General features: G+C 58.1%; 14 protein-coding genes. 6 read left to right on the top strand and 8 right to left on the bottom strand.

Going from position 1 to position 18313, the window contains the following annotated elements; translation table 11 throughout:
- Positions 1-153 precede the first annotated feature (153 nt).
- The 3 genes from VGH19_10630 (at position 154) to VGH19_10620 (ending at position 2704) form a co-directional block, all read left to right on the top strand.
- Complete coding sequence (locus VGH19_10630) at positions 154-510, top strand: DUF4870 domain-containing protein (protein ID HEY1171816.1); 357 nt, start codon at positions 154-156, stop codon at positions 508-510.
- Between the two features lie 15 nt (positions 511-525).
- The gene (locus VGH19_10625) at positions 526-1170 is read left to right on the top strand and encodes an alpha-ketoglutarate-dependent dioxygenase AlkB (GenBank protein ID HEY1171815.1); all 645 of its coding nucleotides are present in this window, start codon (positions 526-528) and stop codon (positions 1168-1170) included.
- Positions 1171-1312: 142 nt separating this feature from the next.
- A complete protein-coding gene (locus tag VGH19_10620) occupies positions 1313-2704 on the top strand; it encodes an FAD-dependent oxidoreductase (GenBank protein ID HEY1171814.1) in 1392 nt (463 codons plus the stop codon).
- A 6-nt stretch (positions 2705-2710) separates the two neighbouring features.
- Here VGH19_10620 and VGH19_10615 read toward each other — a convergent pair whose 3' ends face one another.
- The 6 genes from VGH19_10615 to VGH19_10590 all read right to left on the bottom strand — a co-directional run bounded on the left by VGH19_10615 (position 2711) and on the right by VGH19_10590 (position 14008).
- Positions 2711-4138: a DUF1501 domain-containing protein gene (locus tag VGH19_10615; protein ID HEY1171813.1), complete on the bottom strand. Its 1428-nt coding sequence runs from the start codon at positions 4136-4138 to the stop codon at positions 2711-2713.
- 55 nt (positions 4139-4193) lie between these two features.
- The gene (locus tag VGH19_10610) at positions 4194-4688 is read right to left on the bottom strand and encodes a four helix bundle protein (GenBank protein HEY1171812.1); all 495 of its coding nucleotides are present in this window, start codon (positions 4686-4688) and stop codon (positions 4194-4196) included.
- Positions 4689-4694: 6 nt separating this feature from the next.
- On the bottom strand, positions 4695-8003 hold the full coding sequence (locus VGH19_10605; protein HEY1171811.1) for a PSD1 and planctomycete cytochrome C domain-containing protein: 3309 nt from the start codon (positions 8001-8003) through the stop codon (positions 4695-4697).
- A gap of 1461 nt (positions 8004-9464) precedes the next feature.
- Positions 9465-9977, bottom strand: coding sequence for a hypothetical protein (locus VGH19_10600; protein HEY1171810.1), 513 nt, complete (start codon positions 9975-9977; stop codon positions 9465-9467).
- 100 nt (positions 9978-10077) lie between these two features.
- The gene (locus VGH19_10595; GenBank protein HEY1171809.1) at positions 10078-12660 is read right to left on the bottom strand and encodes an ankyrin repeat domain-containing protein; all 2583 of its coding nucleotides are present in this window, start codon (positions 12658-12660) and stop codon (positions 10078-10080) included.
- A 97-nt stretch (positions 12661-12757) separates the two neighbouring features.
- The gene (locus VGH19_10590; GenBank protein HEY1171808.1) at positions 12758-14008 is read right to left on the bottom strand and encodes an adenylate/guanylate cyclase domain-containing protein; all 1251 of its coding nucleotides are present in this window, start codon (positions 14006-14008) and stop codon (positions 12758-12760) included.
- A 303-nt stretch (positions 14009-14311) separates the two neighbouring features.
- Between VGH19_10590 and VGH19_10585 the strand changes: the two genes are divergently transcribed.
- Positions 14312-15565 (top strand): PQQ-binding-like beta-propeller repeat protein, encoded by a 1254-nt coding sequence (locus VGH19_10585; protein HEY1171807.1) that lies wholly within the window; start codon positions 14312-14314, stop codon positions 15563-15565.
- Between the two features lie 71 nt (positions 15566-15636).
- On the opposite strand, the gene VGH19_10580 is transcribed toward VGH19_10585, so the two are convergent.
- Both VGH19_10580 and VGH19_10575 read right to left on the bottom strand, forming a co-directional pair.
- Positions 15637-17115 carry a DUF1501 domain-containing protein gene (locus VGH19_10580; GenBank protein ID HEY1171806.1) on the bottom strand — a complete coding sequence of 493 codons (1479 nt, stop codon included), beginning with the start codon at positions 17113-17115 and terminating at the stop codon, positions 15637-15639.
- A gap of 14 nt (positions 17116-17129) precedes the next feature.
- Positions 17130-17501 (bottom strand): hypothetical protein, encoded by a 372-nt coding sequence (locus VGH19_10575; GenBank protein HEY1171805.1) that lies wholly within the window; start codon positions 17499-17501, stop codon positions 17130-17132.
- Between the two features lie 62 nt (positions 17502-17563).
- Here VGH19_10575 and VGH19_10570 point away from each other — a divergent pair, with 62 nt between their 5' ends.
- Entirely contained in the window at positions 17564-17830 is a 267-nt protein-coding gene (locus VGH19_10570) for a UPF0175 family protein (protein ID HEY1171804.1), read from the top strand.
- The gene (locus VGH19_10565) at positions 17802-18311 is read left to right on the top strand and encodes a DUF3368 domain-containing protein (GenBank protein ID HEY1171803.1); all 510 of its coding nucleotides are present in this window, start codon (positions 17802-17804) and stop codon (positions 18309-18311) included. Before VGH19_10570 ends, VGH19_10565 begins: the two co-directional genes overlap by 29 nt.
- Positions 18312-18313: the final 2 nt, after the last annotated feature.

The following is an 18313-nucleotide window of genomic DNA, read 5'->3' as shown; positions in this document are numbered from 1 at the left end:
AATATGCGCCACCCCGAAGCCCTTATACGAACCCCAGGCTGAACGCGCGACATTGTTGAACCAACCCCCGCACAGAATCAACGGCAAAGGATGGGAAGTGCCGTCTTGCCCTAGGCAGATGGACGTGCCATCTTCCTTTCAAGGATTACCACCATGAGCGATACACCGCCGCCACTTTCACCGCCAGCAGTTACCGGTAATGACCGTCTGTGGGTCATTCTTTCTCACATATCGCTCTTGTTAGGAGCCGGGCTTCTCTTGCCGCTCATCATCTATCTCTGGAAAAAGCCGGAACCTACATCCGTTGCCGAGCATGCCAAGGAAGCCCTGAACTTCCACCTTTCCATTTTCATCTATTCGCTGGCTTGCATCCCCTTGGCGTTCATCTTCATCGGTTTCATATTACTGATCGGGATCGGTATCTTCGGCTTCATCCTGAGCATCATCGGCACGATCAAGGCATCCGATAACATACTCTACCGTTACCCGCTCACCATCCGGCTCATTTAGGTCCGTCATCCATAAATGGACGACAACCGCCAAAACCCCGTGAGCACAGGCAGCCTCAATTTTCTCGACCACGATTCCTCAGCCAATCTTCTCCCCGCTGATGGCATTGTGAATTACTACGGTCCAATCTTGCCTGCCGCCGAAGCCTGGCGCTACCACGATACCTTGCTCCAAACCATCTCTTGGAAGAACGACGAAACCATCCTCTTCGGCAAGCGCATCGTCACTGCACGCAAAGTCGCTTGGTATGGTGATCGTGATTATTCCTACACCTACTCCGGCACCACCAAGCACGCGCTCCATTGGACTAATGAATTGCGTGAACTCAAATCCCTCGTGGAAAAACTTTCCGGTGACACCTACAACTCCTGCCTCCTCAATCTCTACCACACTGGAGAAGAAGGCATGGGCTGGCACAGCGATGACGAAAAGATGATCGGCAAGGATACCGCAATCGCTTCAATGAGCTTCGGTGCCGAAAGAAAGTTCAGCTTCAAACACAAACGCACCGGCGAAACTGTTTCTGTGATGCTCGAACATGGCAGCCTGCTCCTCATGAAAGGCACTTGCCAAACCTACTGGCTCCATCGCCTGCCGCCCACGAAGAAACTCACTACCCCGCGCATCAACCTCACCTTCCGCACGATCATCCTCTCGTAGCCGTCCCACATGCGGGATAACGAGGCTGCATTGACCTTTTCAATCGTCGTCGTCCTTCTTCCTAGCCTTGCCACTTAGCCTGTTTCGCGTTTAACACCCGCTTGCTCTTTCCCCCTCAAACCGCTTTCCTTTCTCCATCACCATGAAAGCCGCCCAATCCCAGACTCGCCGCCGTTTTCTGCAAACGGCAGCTACCACTGCTGCGATCACCTCCACCCAATCCCTTTCCGCCGCGACTATGTCTTCCGGCAAAGCGAAAGCCTCACGCACCATCAAAACCGATGTCCTCGTCTGCGGTGGTGGTTGTGCCGGGACCGCAGCCGCCTTGGCCGCAGCCCGTGCCGGTGCAAAAGTTCTGCTCGTGGAAAAAGCTCCCTTCGCAGGCGGCATCATCACGAGTGTGGGTCTGCCCTATTTCGATGGTATTGCCCACATCTCCACAAACCGTGTCGTCGTTCGCGGAATCGCCTTGGAACTGCTCTCCAAAACTGGTGTCTGTGCACCTGATGCCAAAACCGTTTCACGCCACAACCCCACCATCCCGAACACGTTCGAGTTCAAGCTGCTCCTCGACCGCCTCTTTCAGCAACAATCCGCCAATCTCAGCGTTCTCTACAACTCTTTCGTCTGTGATGTCCGCACCAGTGGCGGCCGCATCGACACTGTGATGCTCGCCAATAAGGACGGCCTCGTGACGGTGAAGCCCAAGACGGTCATTGATTGCACGGGCGATGCCGATGTCGCCGCATGGGCTGGTGCGCCTTTTGAACAAAACGCCGAAGTGCAACCACTCACGCTCCACTTCCGCATCGGCAACGTGCAGAACGTTCCCGGCCTCAGCTCCCAATGCCGCACGGCCTTGGCGGCTGCGCAAAAACGTGGTGAACTCCCTTACTACTACGGCCCCGGCGTAATGTTCCTCTTCGGCAAAAATGAGATCTACGTGCACGGTGTCCGTGTTCCCGCTGATCCCACCAATGCTGCCGATCTCTCCCGCGCCGAGATGCAAGGCCGCGCCGATGCCCACGCCATGTTCCGCGCCTGGAAGCAAGATGTGCACGCCTTTGCCGACTCCTACTTTCAAGAGGCCTACCCGTGGATCGGTGTCCGTGAATCCCGCCGCATCATCGGCCAGCATGTCTTGAGCGAGGATGATTTGATGAAATCCCGCCGTTTCGATGACGCCATCGCCACCGGATGCTGGTATCTCGACCTCCATCCGAACAAAACCGTCATCGGCAGCGCCAATGATTTCGATCCCAAGAAAGTCCAACCCGAGCCTTACGATATCCCCTACCGCTCACTCGTCCCGAAAAAGGTCGAAAACCTTCTCGTTGCCGGTCGCTGCCACTCTGCGACGCGCGGTGCCCACGCCTCTTCACGGGTGACCGTCACCGCCATGGCCCTCGGCGAAGCCGCCGGTTGCGCCGCCGCGATGTCACTGAAAGGCAAATCCTCCGTCGCCACTCTGAGTGGCGTAAAAGTCCGCGAAAAATTATCCGCTCAAAACGCCGGCCCCTTCACCGACGCCTAAAGGCTTTCATGCCAGCAGTCCCTTCACCACGTGCCCATGCACATCCGTCAACCGAAACTCCCTCCCCTGATACTTGAACGTCAGCCGCTCATGATCCATCCCCAGCAGATGCAGCACCGTCGCGTTCAGGTCATGCACATGCACCGGATTCTTCGCCACGTTGAACCCATATTCATCCGTCTCCCCATAGCTGACCCCGCCCTTGATGCCCCCGCCCGCCAGCCACATCGTGTAAGCGTCCTTATGATGATCTCGCCCCGGTGACGTCTTCGCCCCATCACCATTGATGCCTTGGCCCACCGGCGTACGACCGAACTCCGCGCCCCAGATCACCAGCGTATCATCCAGTAATCCGCGTTGCTTCAAGTCAGTGATGAGTGCAGCCATCCCCTGATCCACATCCTTACATTTCGCCCGCAAACGATTCTCCAAGTTGGAATGATGATCCCAATCCGAATCATACAACTCGATCAACCGCACGCCCCGCTCCACCAATCGCCGCGCCAGCAGACAGTTATTCGCAAAGGACGCCGCGCCCGGCTTCGCTCCGTAGAGCTTCAATGTATCCGGCGATTCCTTCGAGATGTCCATCAACTCCGGCACCGAGGTCTGCATGCGATACGCCATCTCATACTGGCTGATGCGCGTCGCGATCTCCGGATCGCCCACATCCGCCAGTTGCGCCTGGTTCAACTGGTTCACCGCATCCAGCACCTGCCGCCGCTGCTCCTGGTTGTGCCCCTTCGGATTCGAAAGAAATAACACCGCATCCCCGCTCGAACGGAACTGGATGCCTTGATACACGCTCGGTAAAAACCCGCTCGACCACAAGCTCGTCCCCGCCCCACCCGGCGGGCCTGACAACATCACCACGTATGAGGGCAGATCCCGGTTCTCCGAGCCCAATCCATAAGACACCCACGAACCAAAACTCGGCCGCCCACCGCGCCCAAACCCCGTGTGCAAAAACATCTGCGCCGGCGCGTGATTGATCTCATCCGTATGCAACGATCTTACCACCGCGATATCATCCGCCACCTTGCCCAGAAAGGGCAGCAACTCCGAAATGCTCTGCCCGCTCTTTCCATGCTGCGAAAATTTGAACTTCGTCCCCGACAATTTAAGATTGTCCCCGATGAACGCAAAGCGCTTCCCCTTCGTCAGCGACTCCGGACAAGCCTCCCCATCCAGCTTCTGCAACGTCGGCTTATAATCGAACAGGTCCAACTGGGACGGCGCCCCGATCATGTGCAGATAAATCACATGCTTCACCCTCGGCGCAAAATGCGGCTGATGCAACCCCAGCGGATTCACCGCCCCCAACGCCTCCCCCCGCAGCAACGACGAAAGCGCCATGGCCCCAAACCCAAGGCTGGTCCGCCGAAAAAACTCCCGCCGGGGAATCACGTGACTGATGTCGCTATGGTTGTTCATGGCTAATCTCAAAATTCAAAACTCAAAGCTCAAAATAAGCTCCAAGCCTAAATTACTAATGATGTCTCATACTTCCGAAAACGCGAAGCAGCTCGTGTGCTTCTTTATACAGTGTTCTGGCTTCTTCAGCTAACGCGGCTTCGGAGGCCGCTATCATCCTCAAGAAAAACTTGGTTTCCTTGGCCTCTTTCATGCAACGGCTGATCATAAACCGGAAATCCTTCTTGGAGACCGCTTCGTTGGCTTCACAATAATTTGCTCCAACGCTCGTTCCAGCGCCTACCACCTGGCTTATCAAACGCGTATTGGCAGGATGCAAAGGAACTTTCCTGGCGAATCTGACAATGGCTTCCCCGAACTGCGCCGTTCTCTCCAGCAAATCTCTAGGCTTTCCGTTTGGCAGAACTGTTTCATCCTTCAGAATCAGGGTTAAATCGGCCGACTCCAGCCAGGCATCATACAAAAATTCATCGCCCGCCTCCCATTGGCCATTTCCAACTGGAGCTTTTTTTGAGCTTTGAGTTTTGAGCTTTGAGCTTCTGTAATCCATAGCCTCTCAATTCTTCGTGATCGTCTCATCCAGATTCAACATCGCCGTCGCCACGCCGTACCACGCCGCAAACTCCGCTGCCTCCACACCTTTCGGCGCCTCAAAATTTCCTAGCAACTCCTTCGCCGCCTTCGCATCCGCACGATACGCCGCCAGTTGTTTCGCGTACAATTCCGCCAACACCTTCGCCTCCTCCGCCTTCGGCACGCGTGCCAGACAGATCGTGAACGCCCTCTCGATCCGTGCCCCCACATCCGCCTGCGGCACCTCGCGCATCAACCGCTGCGCCAGCCCGAACGCCGCCTCCACATACACCGGATCATTCAGCAGCGTCAGCGCCTGCAACGGCGTGTTCGAGCGCGACCGCTTCACCGTGCAGGCCATGCGTCCGCTCGCATCGAACGTCGTGAAGCTCGGATACGGCGCACCGCGTTTCCACACCACATACACGCCGCGCCGATACTTCTCCTCACCCGGACTCACCACGTAATCATACTTCTGCCCGCCCACTTTCAGCCACAAACCATCCGGCTGATACGGTTTGATCGGCGGCCCGCCCTGTTCGAGACTGATAAGACCCGCCATCGCCAGCGCATTGTCCCGGATCATCTCCGCATCCATGCGGAAGCGCGGTCCGCGCGCATACAATTTATTCTGATCATCCAGCGCCAGCAACTCCGTGCTCACCCGCGACGCCTGACGGTAAGTCGCCGACATCACCATCGTCTTCAGTGTCTGCTTCATCGACCACCCCTTGTCCATGAACTCCACCGCGAGCCAATCGAGCAACTCCGGATGCGTCGGGGTTTCGCCCTTGATGCCAAAATCCTCCGCCGTCGCCACCAGTCCGTGTCCGAACAACTCCATCCACCACCGGTTCACCGTCACCCGCGCCACCAACGGATTCTCGCGGTCCACCAGCCACTTCGCCAAATCCAGCCGTGTCGGGTAGGGCTGGCTGTCCTCAGCCGGCCGCAACGCGTCCGCTTTGTTTGCGGTCTTTGAACTAAAATTGAATTTATGCAACACCCCCGGCACACCCGGCGCAATCTTCTCCCCCGGACTCCGAAAATCTCCGCGCCCGAAAACCGTGCTCATCCGCGGCTGCTCCACCTCCTGCATCACCAGTGTGGATTGCCCCTTCGCCGCTTTCAGTTTGCGATCCAGATCCAGCTTCTTCAGCCGCAACTTCCGCAACTCCTCATCCTGCGCCAGGCAAAACTCCGTGATCGCCTTCTTCTGCTTCGCATTGCGTTTCGCCTCCGCCACCTTCAGCGCCGCCACCACCTCCGCCGGCATCGCTTCCGCCTCCGGATTTCCTGTTAATGCCGACAGCCGCATCCGGCCGATCAACCGTCCACCGCCAAACTCCTGCACCAGCGTGAACGTCAGTTTCGTTCCACCGTCAAACCCCACCGGCTCCGCCGTCTCAAACGTCGCCCAATGCGGCTTGCCGAACTGCGGGTTGATCGCCCACGCCGACTTCGCGTCTTCATCGATCGCTCTTTCCGGATCAAAACCCTTCTGCGCGAAATCCGCCTTCGCCTTCGCCAGCTTCACCGGCTTCGTCTCACTGCTGTTCTGCTTCGCCGCGCTCACCGCGAACGTGTTCAGCACAAAGTTCGGCCGCTTGTCATCCCCACGACCCGGCCCATTCCCCGGCAATGACGCATCCGTCAGCGTCTCCAGCTTGAACCCCGTGATGTCCTTCAACGTCGTATTCACCGTCACGATATACGTGTCCTTGTCCGGCGCCTCGTCATTGATCAGCACCGACTTGTCCGGCAGCACTTGCCCCGCCGAACCTTCCTTCGTCTCGAACTGCGCGATCTCCAGCACATGCTCCTGCAATACTTTCCCCACCTTCGCCGCCAGCGCCTTCTCCATCTCCGCCACCTGGCCGCTTAGCGCTTTCTCCCGCTCGGCGATTTTCTCATCCATGCTGCTCATCTCCGCCGTGAACTTCTCGCGCGCCGCCTTCGTCTCCGCATCCTCCACCGTCAGGAACGGTCCCTTGAACTGGATGGAGCCCGGCACCTTCGGATTCGTCCGGTCCGCCTCCAGCGCCGTGTTGTTGAAGAACGCGAACAACCCGTAGTAATCCTTCATCGTGATCGGATCATACTTGTGATTATGACACTGCGCGCACTCCAGCGTCGTCCCCAACCACACCGCACCCAGCGTGTTCACGCGGTCCAGCACCTGGTTCACCCGCGTCTCCTCCGGATCACTGCCCGCCTCCACATTCGTCGGCGCGGACCGGTTGAATCCCGTCGCCACCCTCTGCGCATCCGTCGCGTTCGGCAACAGATCGCCCGCCAGTTGCTCGATGGTGAATTGCGTGAACGGCATGTCCGCGTTCAACGCATTGATCACCCAATCCCGATACGGCCACAAGTCCCGCAGATCATCCCGCTGAAACCCGTGCGAATCCGCATACCGCGCCAGGTCCAGCCACGGCCTCGCCCAACGCACCCCGTATTGCGGCGATGCCAGCAAGCGATCCACCAGCTTCTCATAAGCATTCGCGCTCTTGTCCGCGAGAAACGCCTGCACTTCCTCCGGCTTCGGCGGCAGCCCCGTCAGGTCCAGCGTCACGCGCCGGATGAGCGCCGCCTTGTCTGCTTCCGGCGATGGCTTCAAACCCTCCTGCTCCAACTGCGCGAGCACGAAGTGATCCACCGCATTCTTCGGCCACGCCTTCTGCTTCACCGCTGGCAGCGCCGCTTGCTTCGGCACTTCATACGCCCAGTGCTTCCCGCCCGTGAAATTCTCCGGCCACTTCGCTCCCGCATCGATCCATGCCCGGATCTTCCCCACCTCCGCCTTGCTCAATGGCTCCCCGCGATTCGGCATCGCCTCCTCATGCCCCTTCGGCAACGTGATGCGCCGGTACAACTCGCTCTCCGAAGCCTTCCCCGGCACGATCACTTTTCCCGCGAGCAACGCCTCCCGCGAATCCACCCGCAACTTCCCCTTCTGCAATTCTGCCGCATGACACTCAAAGCAAGCGCGCTGCAACACCGGATACACATCCTTGGCAAAATCCACCTCCGCCCCGTGCGCTTGAAATCCAGTCCACGCGATCCCCGCCCACAGCAGCAACCACTTCCGTTGACGACCCAAAATCATAGCGATAAAGAACCAGACGCGCTGGCTCAGCAAACGGGTTACACGGCGAATGTCCGCACCATATCCCTTTTGCCCGCCTCCAACCATAAAGAAATCCACCGCCCCAATGTAAAATCCTGCCCCCGACTCCACCGGAGCCGCCGCCTTCCCCCCGCCATTTTCATTCCCTGTCTCAATCTTCATGCCCGCTACCATAACGGCGCAGGTATGACATCCGCTGTCATAGGGCCATTTTCTTGAAAATATTTTCAAACAGCGCAACCAACTTATCACGAGCATCTTACGCATAAAAACCCGCTCAAAACCGGAAAATCCCGAAAAATAATTCCCGCCATTTAGCTAAATTCGCGTCCGCCAAACCATGCACTGGTAAGGATCGGTTCCACCCGGTCCCAAACCAAGGCCTTCACTGCCGCCTGTCCATCATTTTGCCACCTTCCGAATCACCGACACATCCCCCTGTGTGATTAAAATTGGGTGAGCTTTGGCGAGCCGCGACGAAACCCGCGACCCGTGCTGCCGGATTCCAGCCGGCAGTCCGCGACGTCCGCCGTAGCCAACCAAGTCCATCCCACCCACTATTCATCACGCCCCATCCCCCTCCCCCCATTCCGCACCTCGGCACTTATCTACAAGTGCCGAGGTTTCCTACCGATTCCCCATAAACCCTCCCCCGCTGATCCCCCTCGTCCTCGTCCTGGACCCCGTGTCCCGCATGCGGGATCGGGGCGTCGTCGTCCTCGACCCGCTCCCCCCGGAGCGCCGATCTCCGATCCGGCGCTCCTCAGAACGTAGCAGTCCCGCGTGCGGGATAACGAGGCTCTAACACATCCCAGAAAATCCCGGCTGCCCACCTTTGGAGTGGGGAGGCTTGCCTCCGCTTTTTACCCCGTACCATGCGGCGTCTTGGTCAGGGTCCGCCCCACGCGGCCAGCCCCGGCTTCAGTCGGGGCTTGACGCATCGTCTCCCTGCCCCGTCCCCCGGAGCGCGGGTTGTCTCAACCCGCAGCAACTCACCTCAGCAACGCCAGCCCACCCTCGCCGAAAACCACACGCCCAGAATCTTCCCACCCCCTCGTTCGCGTATTCCGCGTGGTTCGCGGTAATCTCTCCCCCTTTGAAATCTGAAATCCTCAAATTTGGAATCCCCGCTCGCCCGCCATCCACCCCGCTCCCTTGGCCCAACGGGCCAAAAGACTCCAGCCCAGGGCAGTTCGCCTGCCCTGGGCACACCGCGTCTCCCCCCACGCGGCCTGAAAGGCCGCCAGACCTTCCCCCTCACCGGCACGAACAAATTTACCAGCGGCGTTACGGCGTGGGCTCAAACCGTATGCTTACCTCCGGGAAGTCCTCACCCGCCTGCCGCACCTGTCCAATCACGAGATCACGGACATCACTCCCGCTGCGATGGCTGCTGCAAACAACCAGGCACTTCTGCCAGCCGCTTCGAAAACGTCGGAGCAGAACGCTAAGATACTTCTGATAACTGCCGTTCGTTCGTCAAGAGGTGCTACGGACGACGTTTACGGCTTAGGGCCAAAGGCCCGCTTCAAGCCAGCCTGGGCCATCGGCCCAGGTTCTCGCCCCATTAAAGCAAAAGGGCTGAAAGCCCGCCTCATATTACGCGCGATCGTTTATGTGTGCTTAGTACACCATCAACCTTCCATTGGGCCAAACTCCCCGAAAGTAGTCTGACATTTTCTCTCCATCCCAGCCGCACAAAAAATGTCCCTCCTCATAAACTGGTAATGCCCTTGGCAAGAAAAACATCGGCTCCGCGACATCTTGAAATTCAGTTTCCATGCAGGCACTGAACAAATCCCACATGACTGTGTCCCTAAAGCTGCTGGGCAATTTGTTAGCATTTGCGGTCAAATCCACGAAAGGCCCTAGCTGTGCATTCAATTCCGCTTTAACCTCTCGAAGTATCGGGTTCCAAGAATCAAACCGGGTAAAGTGGTTCGTATTCAGCAGGAATTTTGTGTAGTTGGTAACCTGCAGTTGAACGGCCTCCCAATTTTCCGATTGAGAACTCTTCATGGCCAGCTTCCAGGAACCAACCTGCAGCAAACTCTTATTCTCTATTGGCTTCCCAACATTCTGAAACCACGGCACAAGTTTCATTCCTTGGATCAAATCGAATGTTTCTTTTCGCATAGGTCAATTTCCTGGCTGAGAAGTGTCAACAGCAAGCACTGGGTTTTCATATTCAATTTCGGCTCCAACCATCCCTTGGCAAAGAGGCTCACCAACAGACTTATGCTTTCCGTTTTTTCTTCGCGACGCTGGCGTGCTTCCCTCCCTGTCCAACTGCCTTTTCCCTTCTTAGCACCTCACAAATCTGACGTTGATTCTTGTGTTCATTCCGTTCCGCCCAATAAAACACATCCTGCCCGTACTCATCCTTCACGGAAACACTGGCCCCCTGGTTCAGCAGCCATTTCACCGTCTCCTCCTCACCGCTCCTTGCCGCCGCCATCAGCGCCGTGATCTTTTCCGCTTCCTCATTTTCATCCTCAAAAAAGACCGTCCCTCGCGCATCGATGGATGTCCCTTGCTCCAATATCACCGGCAGCACGGCGTTCTGTCCTTTCATCGCCGCATACACCAGCACATCTGCTCCCACCGCCCCCTTCACTTCCCGGGCAATCCCTTTCCGTATCAGCAAGATCGCGATATCGACACCCCCACGCTCCAACGCCGCCTTGATGGCCCGGTCCCTCTCAGTCGGTGATTTTAATCTCGCTCCCTTCTCGATCAGCTTCGCCACCATCCCCGCAAAACCTTCCTGCGCTGCGATCTCCAACGCTGAAACATCCAGCTCCGGCCAGCGCGCATCCGGGTTCATCCCCGCCTCCAGCAACCGCTCGATCACCGGCAGACAATTCTTCTCACCCGTTTGCAGCAACATGGCGACCAGATGCCCGCATTCCTTGTCATCAATCTTGGCCCCCGCCGCGAGCAGCAGATCCACCGTTTCCACCGATCTGGAACACACCGCCATCGTGAGCGCAGATTCACCGCCCAACTCCATGTGCTCAAAAAGTCCGCCCGATTTTTTGGATTTCTTCAGGATCGCATTCACCTCCGCTCCTGCTCCCAGCAACGCCTTGACGACTCCGGCATGTCCATCGCGAGCCGCACACATCAGTGCCGTCGCCCCCCGGTCATCCCGTGCATCCACTGCCACCCCTTCCTTGATCAGATACGCCACCGTTTTAAGGTCTCCCTTCTGCGCCGCCTCGATAAAGTCTCCCACCAGATTGGGTTTGGCTTTCTTCTTCTGTTGCAACAGCGCGAGCACCTCTTTGTGTCCGCAGCTTTTGGCCACATCCAACGCGGTGTCGCCGAACTGGTCCTTCTCATAAGGATCGCATCCCGCTTTGAGCAAGGCTTCACAGATTTTCACACTGCCTTTGCCCGCCGCCCGGACCAGCGGCTTCTCAGTATGCTTCCCCGTAACATCCACCACCGCCTCGATCAGGATCAACGCCGTCTCCTCATGCTCTCCCCGGATCGCCCGGTCCAAGGCCACCGCTCCGGCTTTTCCTTTGATCGGAGCACGGGCCGCTATGAGCACCTTCAGCACTTCCCCATGTCCCATCATCGCCGCAAGAGTCAGGGTATCGAACTGATAAAACCCGCTGCGCTTCACATCGGCTCCCGCCTGTAGCAGCGCTTTCACCACATCCAAGTGACCTCCCTTGGCCGCGTAAGCCAGAGTATCAGCCCCCTCCCCGTCACGCAGGTTCGGATTCGCACCCGCCTCCAGCAGACATCTCACCGCCTCCAGATAACCCCGCGCTCCTGCCAAAATAAGCGCCGTGCATTTGGCTTTGCTCAGGGCATCCACATTCACGCCCGCCTTCAGCAATTCTTGCAAACGTTCCGTATTTCCCTCGATCGCTGCAGCATGAAATTCCTGTTCCCGGTATCCCGCTTCATCGCCCCCGGAACCTTTCAAGATCTGGACGGCTGCCTCCTGCTTCTTCTCCGCCGCCAGCATCAGTGCGGTTTTGCCATCCCGGCTTTTGACATCCAGCTTGGCCTTGGCTTTCACCAGTTCCCGCAGCACCTCCACCTGTCCGCTCACCGCCGCATACATCAAAGCCGTCTTTTTCGCGAGGTCCGCCAGGTTCACATCCGCACCCGCCCGGATCAGTTCCAACGCGCAGGCTGCGTGCCCGTTCTGGGCCGCCAGCACCAAGGGCGTGGCCCCGTCCAGTTTGCTGTCGATCTTCGCCTTTCGGCCGATCAATGCCTTGAGCACTGCGAGTTGGCCGGTCTCCGCCGCCTTCGCGATGACCGGATGCTTCAGGTCATTCATGGCGTTGGGATTTGCCCCGGCCTCGATCAATGTCAGGCTGACTGCTTCGTGCCTCGCCCACACGGGAGCCAGCAGGATATCATTCGGCAACTTCGCCCCGGCCTTCACCAATGCGCGCACCATCTGTTCCGCTCCGGCTTCCGCCGCCAGACCGATGGCGGTGACTCCATCGGTAGTCTCACCGTCCGGCCCGCACCCTGCCGCCAGCAACAATTCCACGATCGTCGCATTCTTGCCCTCCACCGCATACAGCATGGCGGAACAGCGGAAACGGGAGGAATCCTTGTGGTTCACCACCGCCTTCGCATCCGCACCCGCTTTCAGAAGTGCTTCCACCACCGCCAGCCGACCCGCTTCGGCTGCCCTCATCAGGGCGGTGCGACCATGCTCATCCCGGGCATCCGGACTCGTCCCCGCCTGCAGAAATTCCCTGAGAGTGACGATGTTTCCCTTAAATGCCGCTTTGATGAAGGCGTCGTTGCCGCCCTTGATACTTTTTCCACCTTTGCTCATGACTTTCGCTCCCCTTCAATTTTATGAACACCTCACCTTACCTCAACGCTCCGCCCGCCTGTCCCCCACAGCCCGACACATCCTGCTAGCGGATGATTCAAGCATCCGTCTTGCACTTCAGCACCCACGCCTTCTGCTCACCCTCATGCTTTGTCTGGATGATGGAAGAAGTCGCCTGGATGGTCCCGCTCAACACACCGAACAGTTCCGGGCTGAACACGATCTCCCCGCCCTTCGCCCCGTCACAATAACGGGACGCCCGGTTCACCGTATCTCCGATCACCGTGTATTCCAACCGCTCCTCCGCGCCGATGAATCCATGCAACACCTCGCCCGTATGCAGACCGATGCCCAGTTCACAATACGGCAAGCCCGCTTCCTTCCGCCGGGTATTCACCCGCTCCGTCGCCGCCTGCATCCCGATGGCCGCCCGCACGGACTTCATCGCATGCTCAGGATCGGTCTCCGGGCTGCCGAAAACCGCCAGGATCGCATCCCCCATGAACTTATCGACCGTCCCGTCGTATTGGAAGATCACCTCCACCAGCGCGGAGAAATAATCATTGAGCATCTCCACCACCGTCTCCGCCGGCAAACCTGTGCTCACCCGCGTGAACCCGCGCAGGTCCGAAAGCAAAATGGTCACTTGCGATTTCTGCCCGCCCGGCTTCAATTTCCCTGCCTGCGCCTTCGCCAGCAACGTGCTCCGCAGCTTCGGTGAAAAATTCGCCAGCAAATGCTCCATCGTCTTGTTCTTCTGCGCCAGGCTCGCCTGCAAGTGCTGGTTCGCCACCGCCGCCGCCGCGTAATGCGCCACGGAAACCAGAAACTGCAGATCCTCCTTGGAAAACGCCGCGGGCCGTTCGGGATTGTCCACGCACAAAACCCCCATCGGATTTCCCTGCCACAGCAACGGCACATACATGCCCGTGCGCACATTGATGCGCTGGATGCTCTTGCTCAGGTCCTGCTCCCCCTCGTCTGCGCTCCAGATAAAACCATTCCCCTCGCTCACCGCCCGTTTGATCAAGGTGCGGCTGATGGGCGGGTTGTCCGCCGGGATGCTCGCCCGCAAGGCCAGCTTGCCGGAGGCCGGTTCAAAGATCAGCAACGCTCCGCGCAAGGCACCCGGGATGAGATCCACCACCCGGTTCAGGATCAGGCTGTAGAGCGCCTTCTCGCTCCGTTCCGCCGCGAATTGCAGGGGCAGGTCATACAGGAGATTCAGGCGCGCCGTGGCCTCATCCGCCAGGCCGGTGACTTGCAGCATCGCCCGCTGCGCCGCACTCACAGAATCCGTGATCTTGATCGGTCCCGTTTCCGCCGGTGATGAAGAATTGGATTGCATGACATCAATAAGCCCATCCGCACGATACGCCACTGCTATCGTCCGCCCCAGAGTCAGACGGTATGCTAGAAATGAATTCGCCCCCGGTCAATGGAGTCTAATTTCTTTTTTCTGCTCCCTTCTCAGCCTTATGCCATGCGGTTCCATCGCTCGCTTTGTAGTAAGACAGTTTTGAGTTTTTGCCCTGCGACGAAGCACCACGCCCGTGCTGCCGGATTCCAGCCGGCAGTCCGCGACGTCCGCCGTAGCCAACAGACTTGCCCATCCCCTCTCCTTCCTCCAATCTCCCCGCTGCAATCCCTTATGAATCGCCGCGCTTTTTCCATATTACTCTCTGGCACCGCCCTCACCCTGTCCCTCGGCCTGCACGCTGCCACCAGTCCTGCCGATTGGCCCGCCTGGCGCGGTCCGACACGTGATGGCCTCGCCTCTCCGAATCAGAACCCGCCCACCACCTGGAGCGAAACGGAGAATGTCCTGTGGAAAGTCGCCATCCCCGGCCGCGGCCACGGCTCACCCATCGTCGTCGGTGACCGCATCTATCTTCCGACAGCCGACACCACTAAGCGCACTCAATCCATCCTCTGCCTCAATCGCACCGATGGCAAACTCGTCTGGCAGACCGATGTCCACAGCTCCGGCGCCGAATACGGCAAGCAATCTCATTCCTCCGCCGCCTCCGCTTCCGTCACCTACGATGGCAACCAGCTCTTCATCAATTTCCTCAACTCCGGCGCCGTTTACACCAGTGCCCTCGATCTCAGCGGCAAGCTGCTCTGGCAGCAAAAGATCTGCGACTATGTGATCCATCAAGGCTACGCGGCCTCACCGGTCGTCCACGAATCCCTCGTGATTGTTGCGGCGGATCATAAAGGCGGTGGCGTGGTAGCAGGCTTGGATCGCAAGACCGGCAAGGTCGTCTGGAGCCAGCCACGTCCCAAGCATCACAACTACACCACGCCTTCCATCGTGAAAGCCGCTGGCCGCACGCAGATGGTCATGGCCGGTGGCAATGTCCTCGCCAGTTACGATCCGCTGAATGGCAAAGTGATCTGGGAGATCGAAGGCTCCACCGAAGAATGTGTCACCACCATCGTCACCGATGGCGAGCGCGTCTTCGCCAGCGGCGGTTATCCGAAGAACCACGTAGTGGCTGTCCATGCCGATGGCTCCGGCAAAATTGCCTGGCATAACATCGCCCGCGTTTACGTCCCTTCCATGATCGTGAAGGAAGGCCACCTCTACGCCGTCCTCGATTCCGGTATCGCCACCTGCTGGAAATCCGACACCGGCGAAGAACTCTGGAAAGAACGTCTCGGTGGCGAAGTTTACGCCTCACCCGTGATGGTCGGCAACCGCATCTATTCCTCGAACGTCGCCGGTAAAACCTTCGTCTATGAAGCCACGCCCAAGAGCTTCAAACTCCTCGCCCAAAACCAGCTTGGCGACCAAGCCTACGCCTCTCCCGTCATCTGCGGCAGCCGCATCTACCTGCGCGTCGCCACCAAGACCGAACCCCGCCAGGAATACCTCTATTGCATCGGCGAGAAGAAGTGATCATCACCCTTCAGACATAGGCATTCGAACATTCCTTCGCCATTGATGCTTAGACATTCATCATTTCGCCGCTACGCCAGAATCCCCTTCACCACCACACCCTCATCCGTCGGCCCTATCAACCGCTGATTCAATCCCTGATAACGGAAGCTGAATTGATGCGGGTTCATGCCCATCTGATGTAGGATGGTCGATTGCAGATCGCGGATCGTCACCTTGTCGCGCGTGATCATGTAGCCCAGTTCATCCGTCTCACCATGGATGTGCCCGGCCTTGATGCCCCCGCCCGCCATCCAGATGCTGAAGCAGTGTGGATGATGATCGCGCCCCAAGAGCTTCGAGCCGTTTCGTTCCTCATTCATCGGCGTGCGACCGAACTCTCCGCCCCAGATCACCAGCGTATCATCCAGCATCCCGCGCTGTTTCAAATCCGTGATCAGCGCCGCCGCCGCCTGATCCACATCCCGACACTTCTTCGGAAACGCCGTCATCAAATCATCGCCCGCGCCCGTGCCATGGATGTCCCAGCCCCAATCATAAAGCTGCACATACCGCACGCCCTTCTCCACCAGCCGTCGCGCCAGCAAACAATTGTTCGCGAACGACGCCTCGCCCGGCTTCGCGCCATATGCCTCGCGGATATGTTCTGGCTCACGCGCGATATCGAACACTTCCGGCACCGCGATCTGCATGCGATACGCCAGCTCGTATTGCTGGATGCGCGTGAGCGTTTCCGGATCGCCGAACTGCTTCGCCTCGATCTCGTTCAACTTCGCCAACGCATCCAGACTGCGCCGCCGCGATTCCCGGCTCATGCCCTCCGGATTGTTCGAGAACAAGATCGGCTCGCCCTGCGAACGGCATTGCACGCCTTGATAAACCGATGGCAAAAATCCGCTACTCCACAAACTCTTCCCACCTGTCGGATCCGTGCCGCCTGAGAGCAACACCACGAACCCCGGCAAATCCTGGTTCGTGCTGCCCAAGCCATACGTGAGCCATGAACCCATCGAGGCACTGCCCGCGCGCGATGACCCCGTGTAGAGAAACAACTCCGCCGGCGCGTGATTGAACTGGTCCGTGTTCATCGAGCGCACGAGGCACACGTCATCCACGATCTTTGAGAAGTGCGGCAACGTCTCGCTCACCCACATGCCCGCCTGCCCACGCTGCTTGAACTCATACGGCGAGCCCAGCATCTTCGGCACGCCCTTGATGAACGCGAACCGTTGTCCATCCAGCAGCGATTGCGGACACGGCTGCATGTTCAACTCCTTCAACTTCGGCTTGTAATCGAACAGGTCCAGCGACGGCGGCGCCCCCGACATGTGCAGATAAATCACCGACTTCGCCTTCGGCGCAAACATCGGCGCTCGCACCGCCAAAGGATTCCCCCCCGCCACCGCTGGTGCTGCTGAAGACGACGTTCCGCGCAATCCCAGTTGCCCCAACGCCAGCGCGCCGAGCCCCAGACCCGCGCGCCCGAAAAACGTCCGCCGCGTCATCGCCCGCATCGCCGCCAACCGTGGATTTGAAATATCGTCATTCATGTCTGAAAATTCTATCAAGGCTTGGAGGACAACTCATGGTTGCTTCGTTTGGCCACCGAATCACCGTCACATTTCAACTCAAACCCACCATCGGCGGCTCTCTCATAAGTGAAACGTGCAAGACCTTTCGCCAGATGTGCATCTTTAAAAATCAGATCTAATTCCATACCCAGATCATTCATACTATTCGGATACTGCCCTTCGCGCATTTGATAATTATCAAGCGCCATCAAAAGAATCTTAGAAACCGTCACCTTCTGTTGCCATTCCTGATGCGATTTCCTTGCTTTGACATGGTCTAATATGAACGGTGCCAACAGCACCACCGAAACCAAACAGACAATCAGGGTTATCAGTACGAATCTCGATTTTGGCGTCGTTTTCATAGAGGATAAGCCGCCTTTTCGCTGGTGTTGCATCAGAGGCCGTTTTCCCTTACTGTTCGTTTATGAGCGTCACTCTGGAAATCTCGGATGCAGTGGTGGAAGCCATGCGCCTGCCTCCGCCCGAAGTGGAGGCCCGCATGAAGCTCGAACTTGCCATTTCTTTTTACGCGCAAGAAATCTTGGGCTTGGGCAAGGCTGCCGAACTGGCCGGAATTTCCCGTCAAACCATGACGGAAACACTTGCCCGTCGTCACGTCCCCATGCACTACGGCGAAACCGAACTGGCCCAAGACCTCGCTCATGCCCGCGAATTCACCCATCGTCAGTGATTCCTCGGTCATCGTTTTCCTGGCCGCCATCCGGCAATTCGATTTGCTGCGCCAGCTATATTCGCAGCTCCTGATCCCAGACCAAGTTTTCCACGAAGTAGCTGATGCCAACGCAGCCTTAAAAGGAGCTGCTGAACTGCGTGCCGCAGTTTCTGCTGGATGGATCATCATCAAACATCCATCCACCGGTCCGCTCACGCCACTGTTAACCTCAGAGCTGGATGCCGGAGAAGCCGCTGCGATCTTGTTAGCTTTGGAAACCGGTGCCACCACCATTCTGATAGACGATGCCGCTGGACGCCGTGCGGCCGTGCGTTTAGGCCTCAAGCCCGCTGGCACCTTGGGTATTTTGCTCGCCGCCAAAAACGCCGGTAAAATCTCTGCCCTCAAACCACTACTGGACTCCCTGCGCACCGAACACAGTTTCCACATCAGCGAAGCCTTAGCCCAAGCCGCTCTCTCTGCTGCTGGTGAGGCATAAAG

The organism is Verrucomicrobiia bacterium, assembly GCA_036405135.1.
Classification (GTDB): Bacteria; Verrucomicrobiota; Verrucomicrobiia; order Limisphaerales; family JAEYXS01; genus JAEYXS01.
This window is presented reverse-complemented; position numbering and strand designations above follow the sequence as displayed.

Excerpts from the sequence above, each read along its gene's own strand:
- VGH19_10595 (HEY1171809.1), bottom strand. The coding sequence starts at position 12,660 with ATGAGCAAAGGTGGAAAAAGTATCAAGGGCGGCAACGACGCCTTCATC.
- VGH19_10625 (HEY1171815.1), top strand. The coding sequence starts at position 526 with ATGGACGACAACCGCCAAAACCCCGTGAGCACAGGCAGCCTCAATTTT.
- VGH19_10580 (HEY1171806.1), bottom strand. The coding sequence starts at position 17,115 with ATGAATGACGATATTTCAAATCCACGGTTGGCGGCGATGCGGGCGATG.
- VGH19_10605 (HEY1171811.1), bottom strand. The coding sequence starts at position 8,003 with ATGAAGATTGAGACAGGGAATGAAAATGGCGGGGGGAAGGCGGCGGCT.
- VGH19_10570 (HEY1171804.1), top strand. The coding sequence starts at position 17,564 with ATGAGCGTCACTCTGGAAATCTCGGATGCAGTGGTGGAAGCCATGCGC.
- VGH19_10615 (HEY1171813.1), bottom strand. The coding sequence starts at position 4,138 with ATGAACAACCATAGCGACATCAGTCACGTGATTCCCCGGCGGGAGTTT.
- VGH19_10630 (HEY1171816.1), top strand. The coding sequence starts at position 154 with ATGAGCGATACACCGCCGCCACTTTCACCGCCAGCAGTTACCGGTAAT.
- VGH19_10600 (HEY1171810.1), bottom strand. The coding sequence starts at position 9,977 with ATGCGAAAAGAAACATTCGATTTGATCCAAGGAATGAAACTTGTGCCG.
- VGH19_10610 (HEY1171812.1), bottom strand. The coding sequence starts at position 4,688 with ATGGATTACAGAAGCTCAAAGCTCAAAACTCAAAGCTCAAAAAAAGCT.
- VGH19_10620 (HEY1171814.1), top strand. The coding sequence starts at position 1,313 with ATGAAAGCCGCCCAATCCCAGACTCGCCGCCGTTTTCTGCAAACGGCA.
- VGH19_10575 (HEY1171805.1), bottom strand. The coding sequence starts at position 17,501 with ATGAAAACGACGCCAAAATCGAGATTCGTACTGATAACCCTGATTGTC.
- VGH19_10590 (HEY1171808.1), bottom strand. The coding sequence starts at position 14,008 with ATGCAATCCAATTCTTCATCACCGGCGGAAACGGGACCGATCAAGATC.
- VGH19_10585 (HEY1171807.1), top strand. The coding sequence starts at position 14,312 with ATGAATCGCCGCGCTTTTTCCATATTACTCTCTGGCACCGCCCTCACC.
- VGH19_10565 (HEY1171803.1), top strand. The coding sequence starts at position 17,802 with ATGCCCGCGAATTCACCCATCGTCAGTGATTCCTCGGTCATCGTTTTC.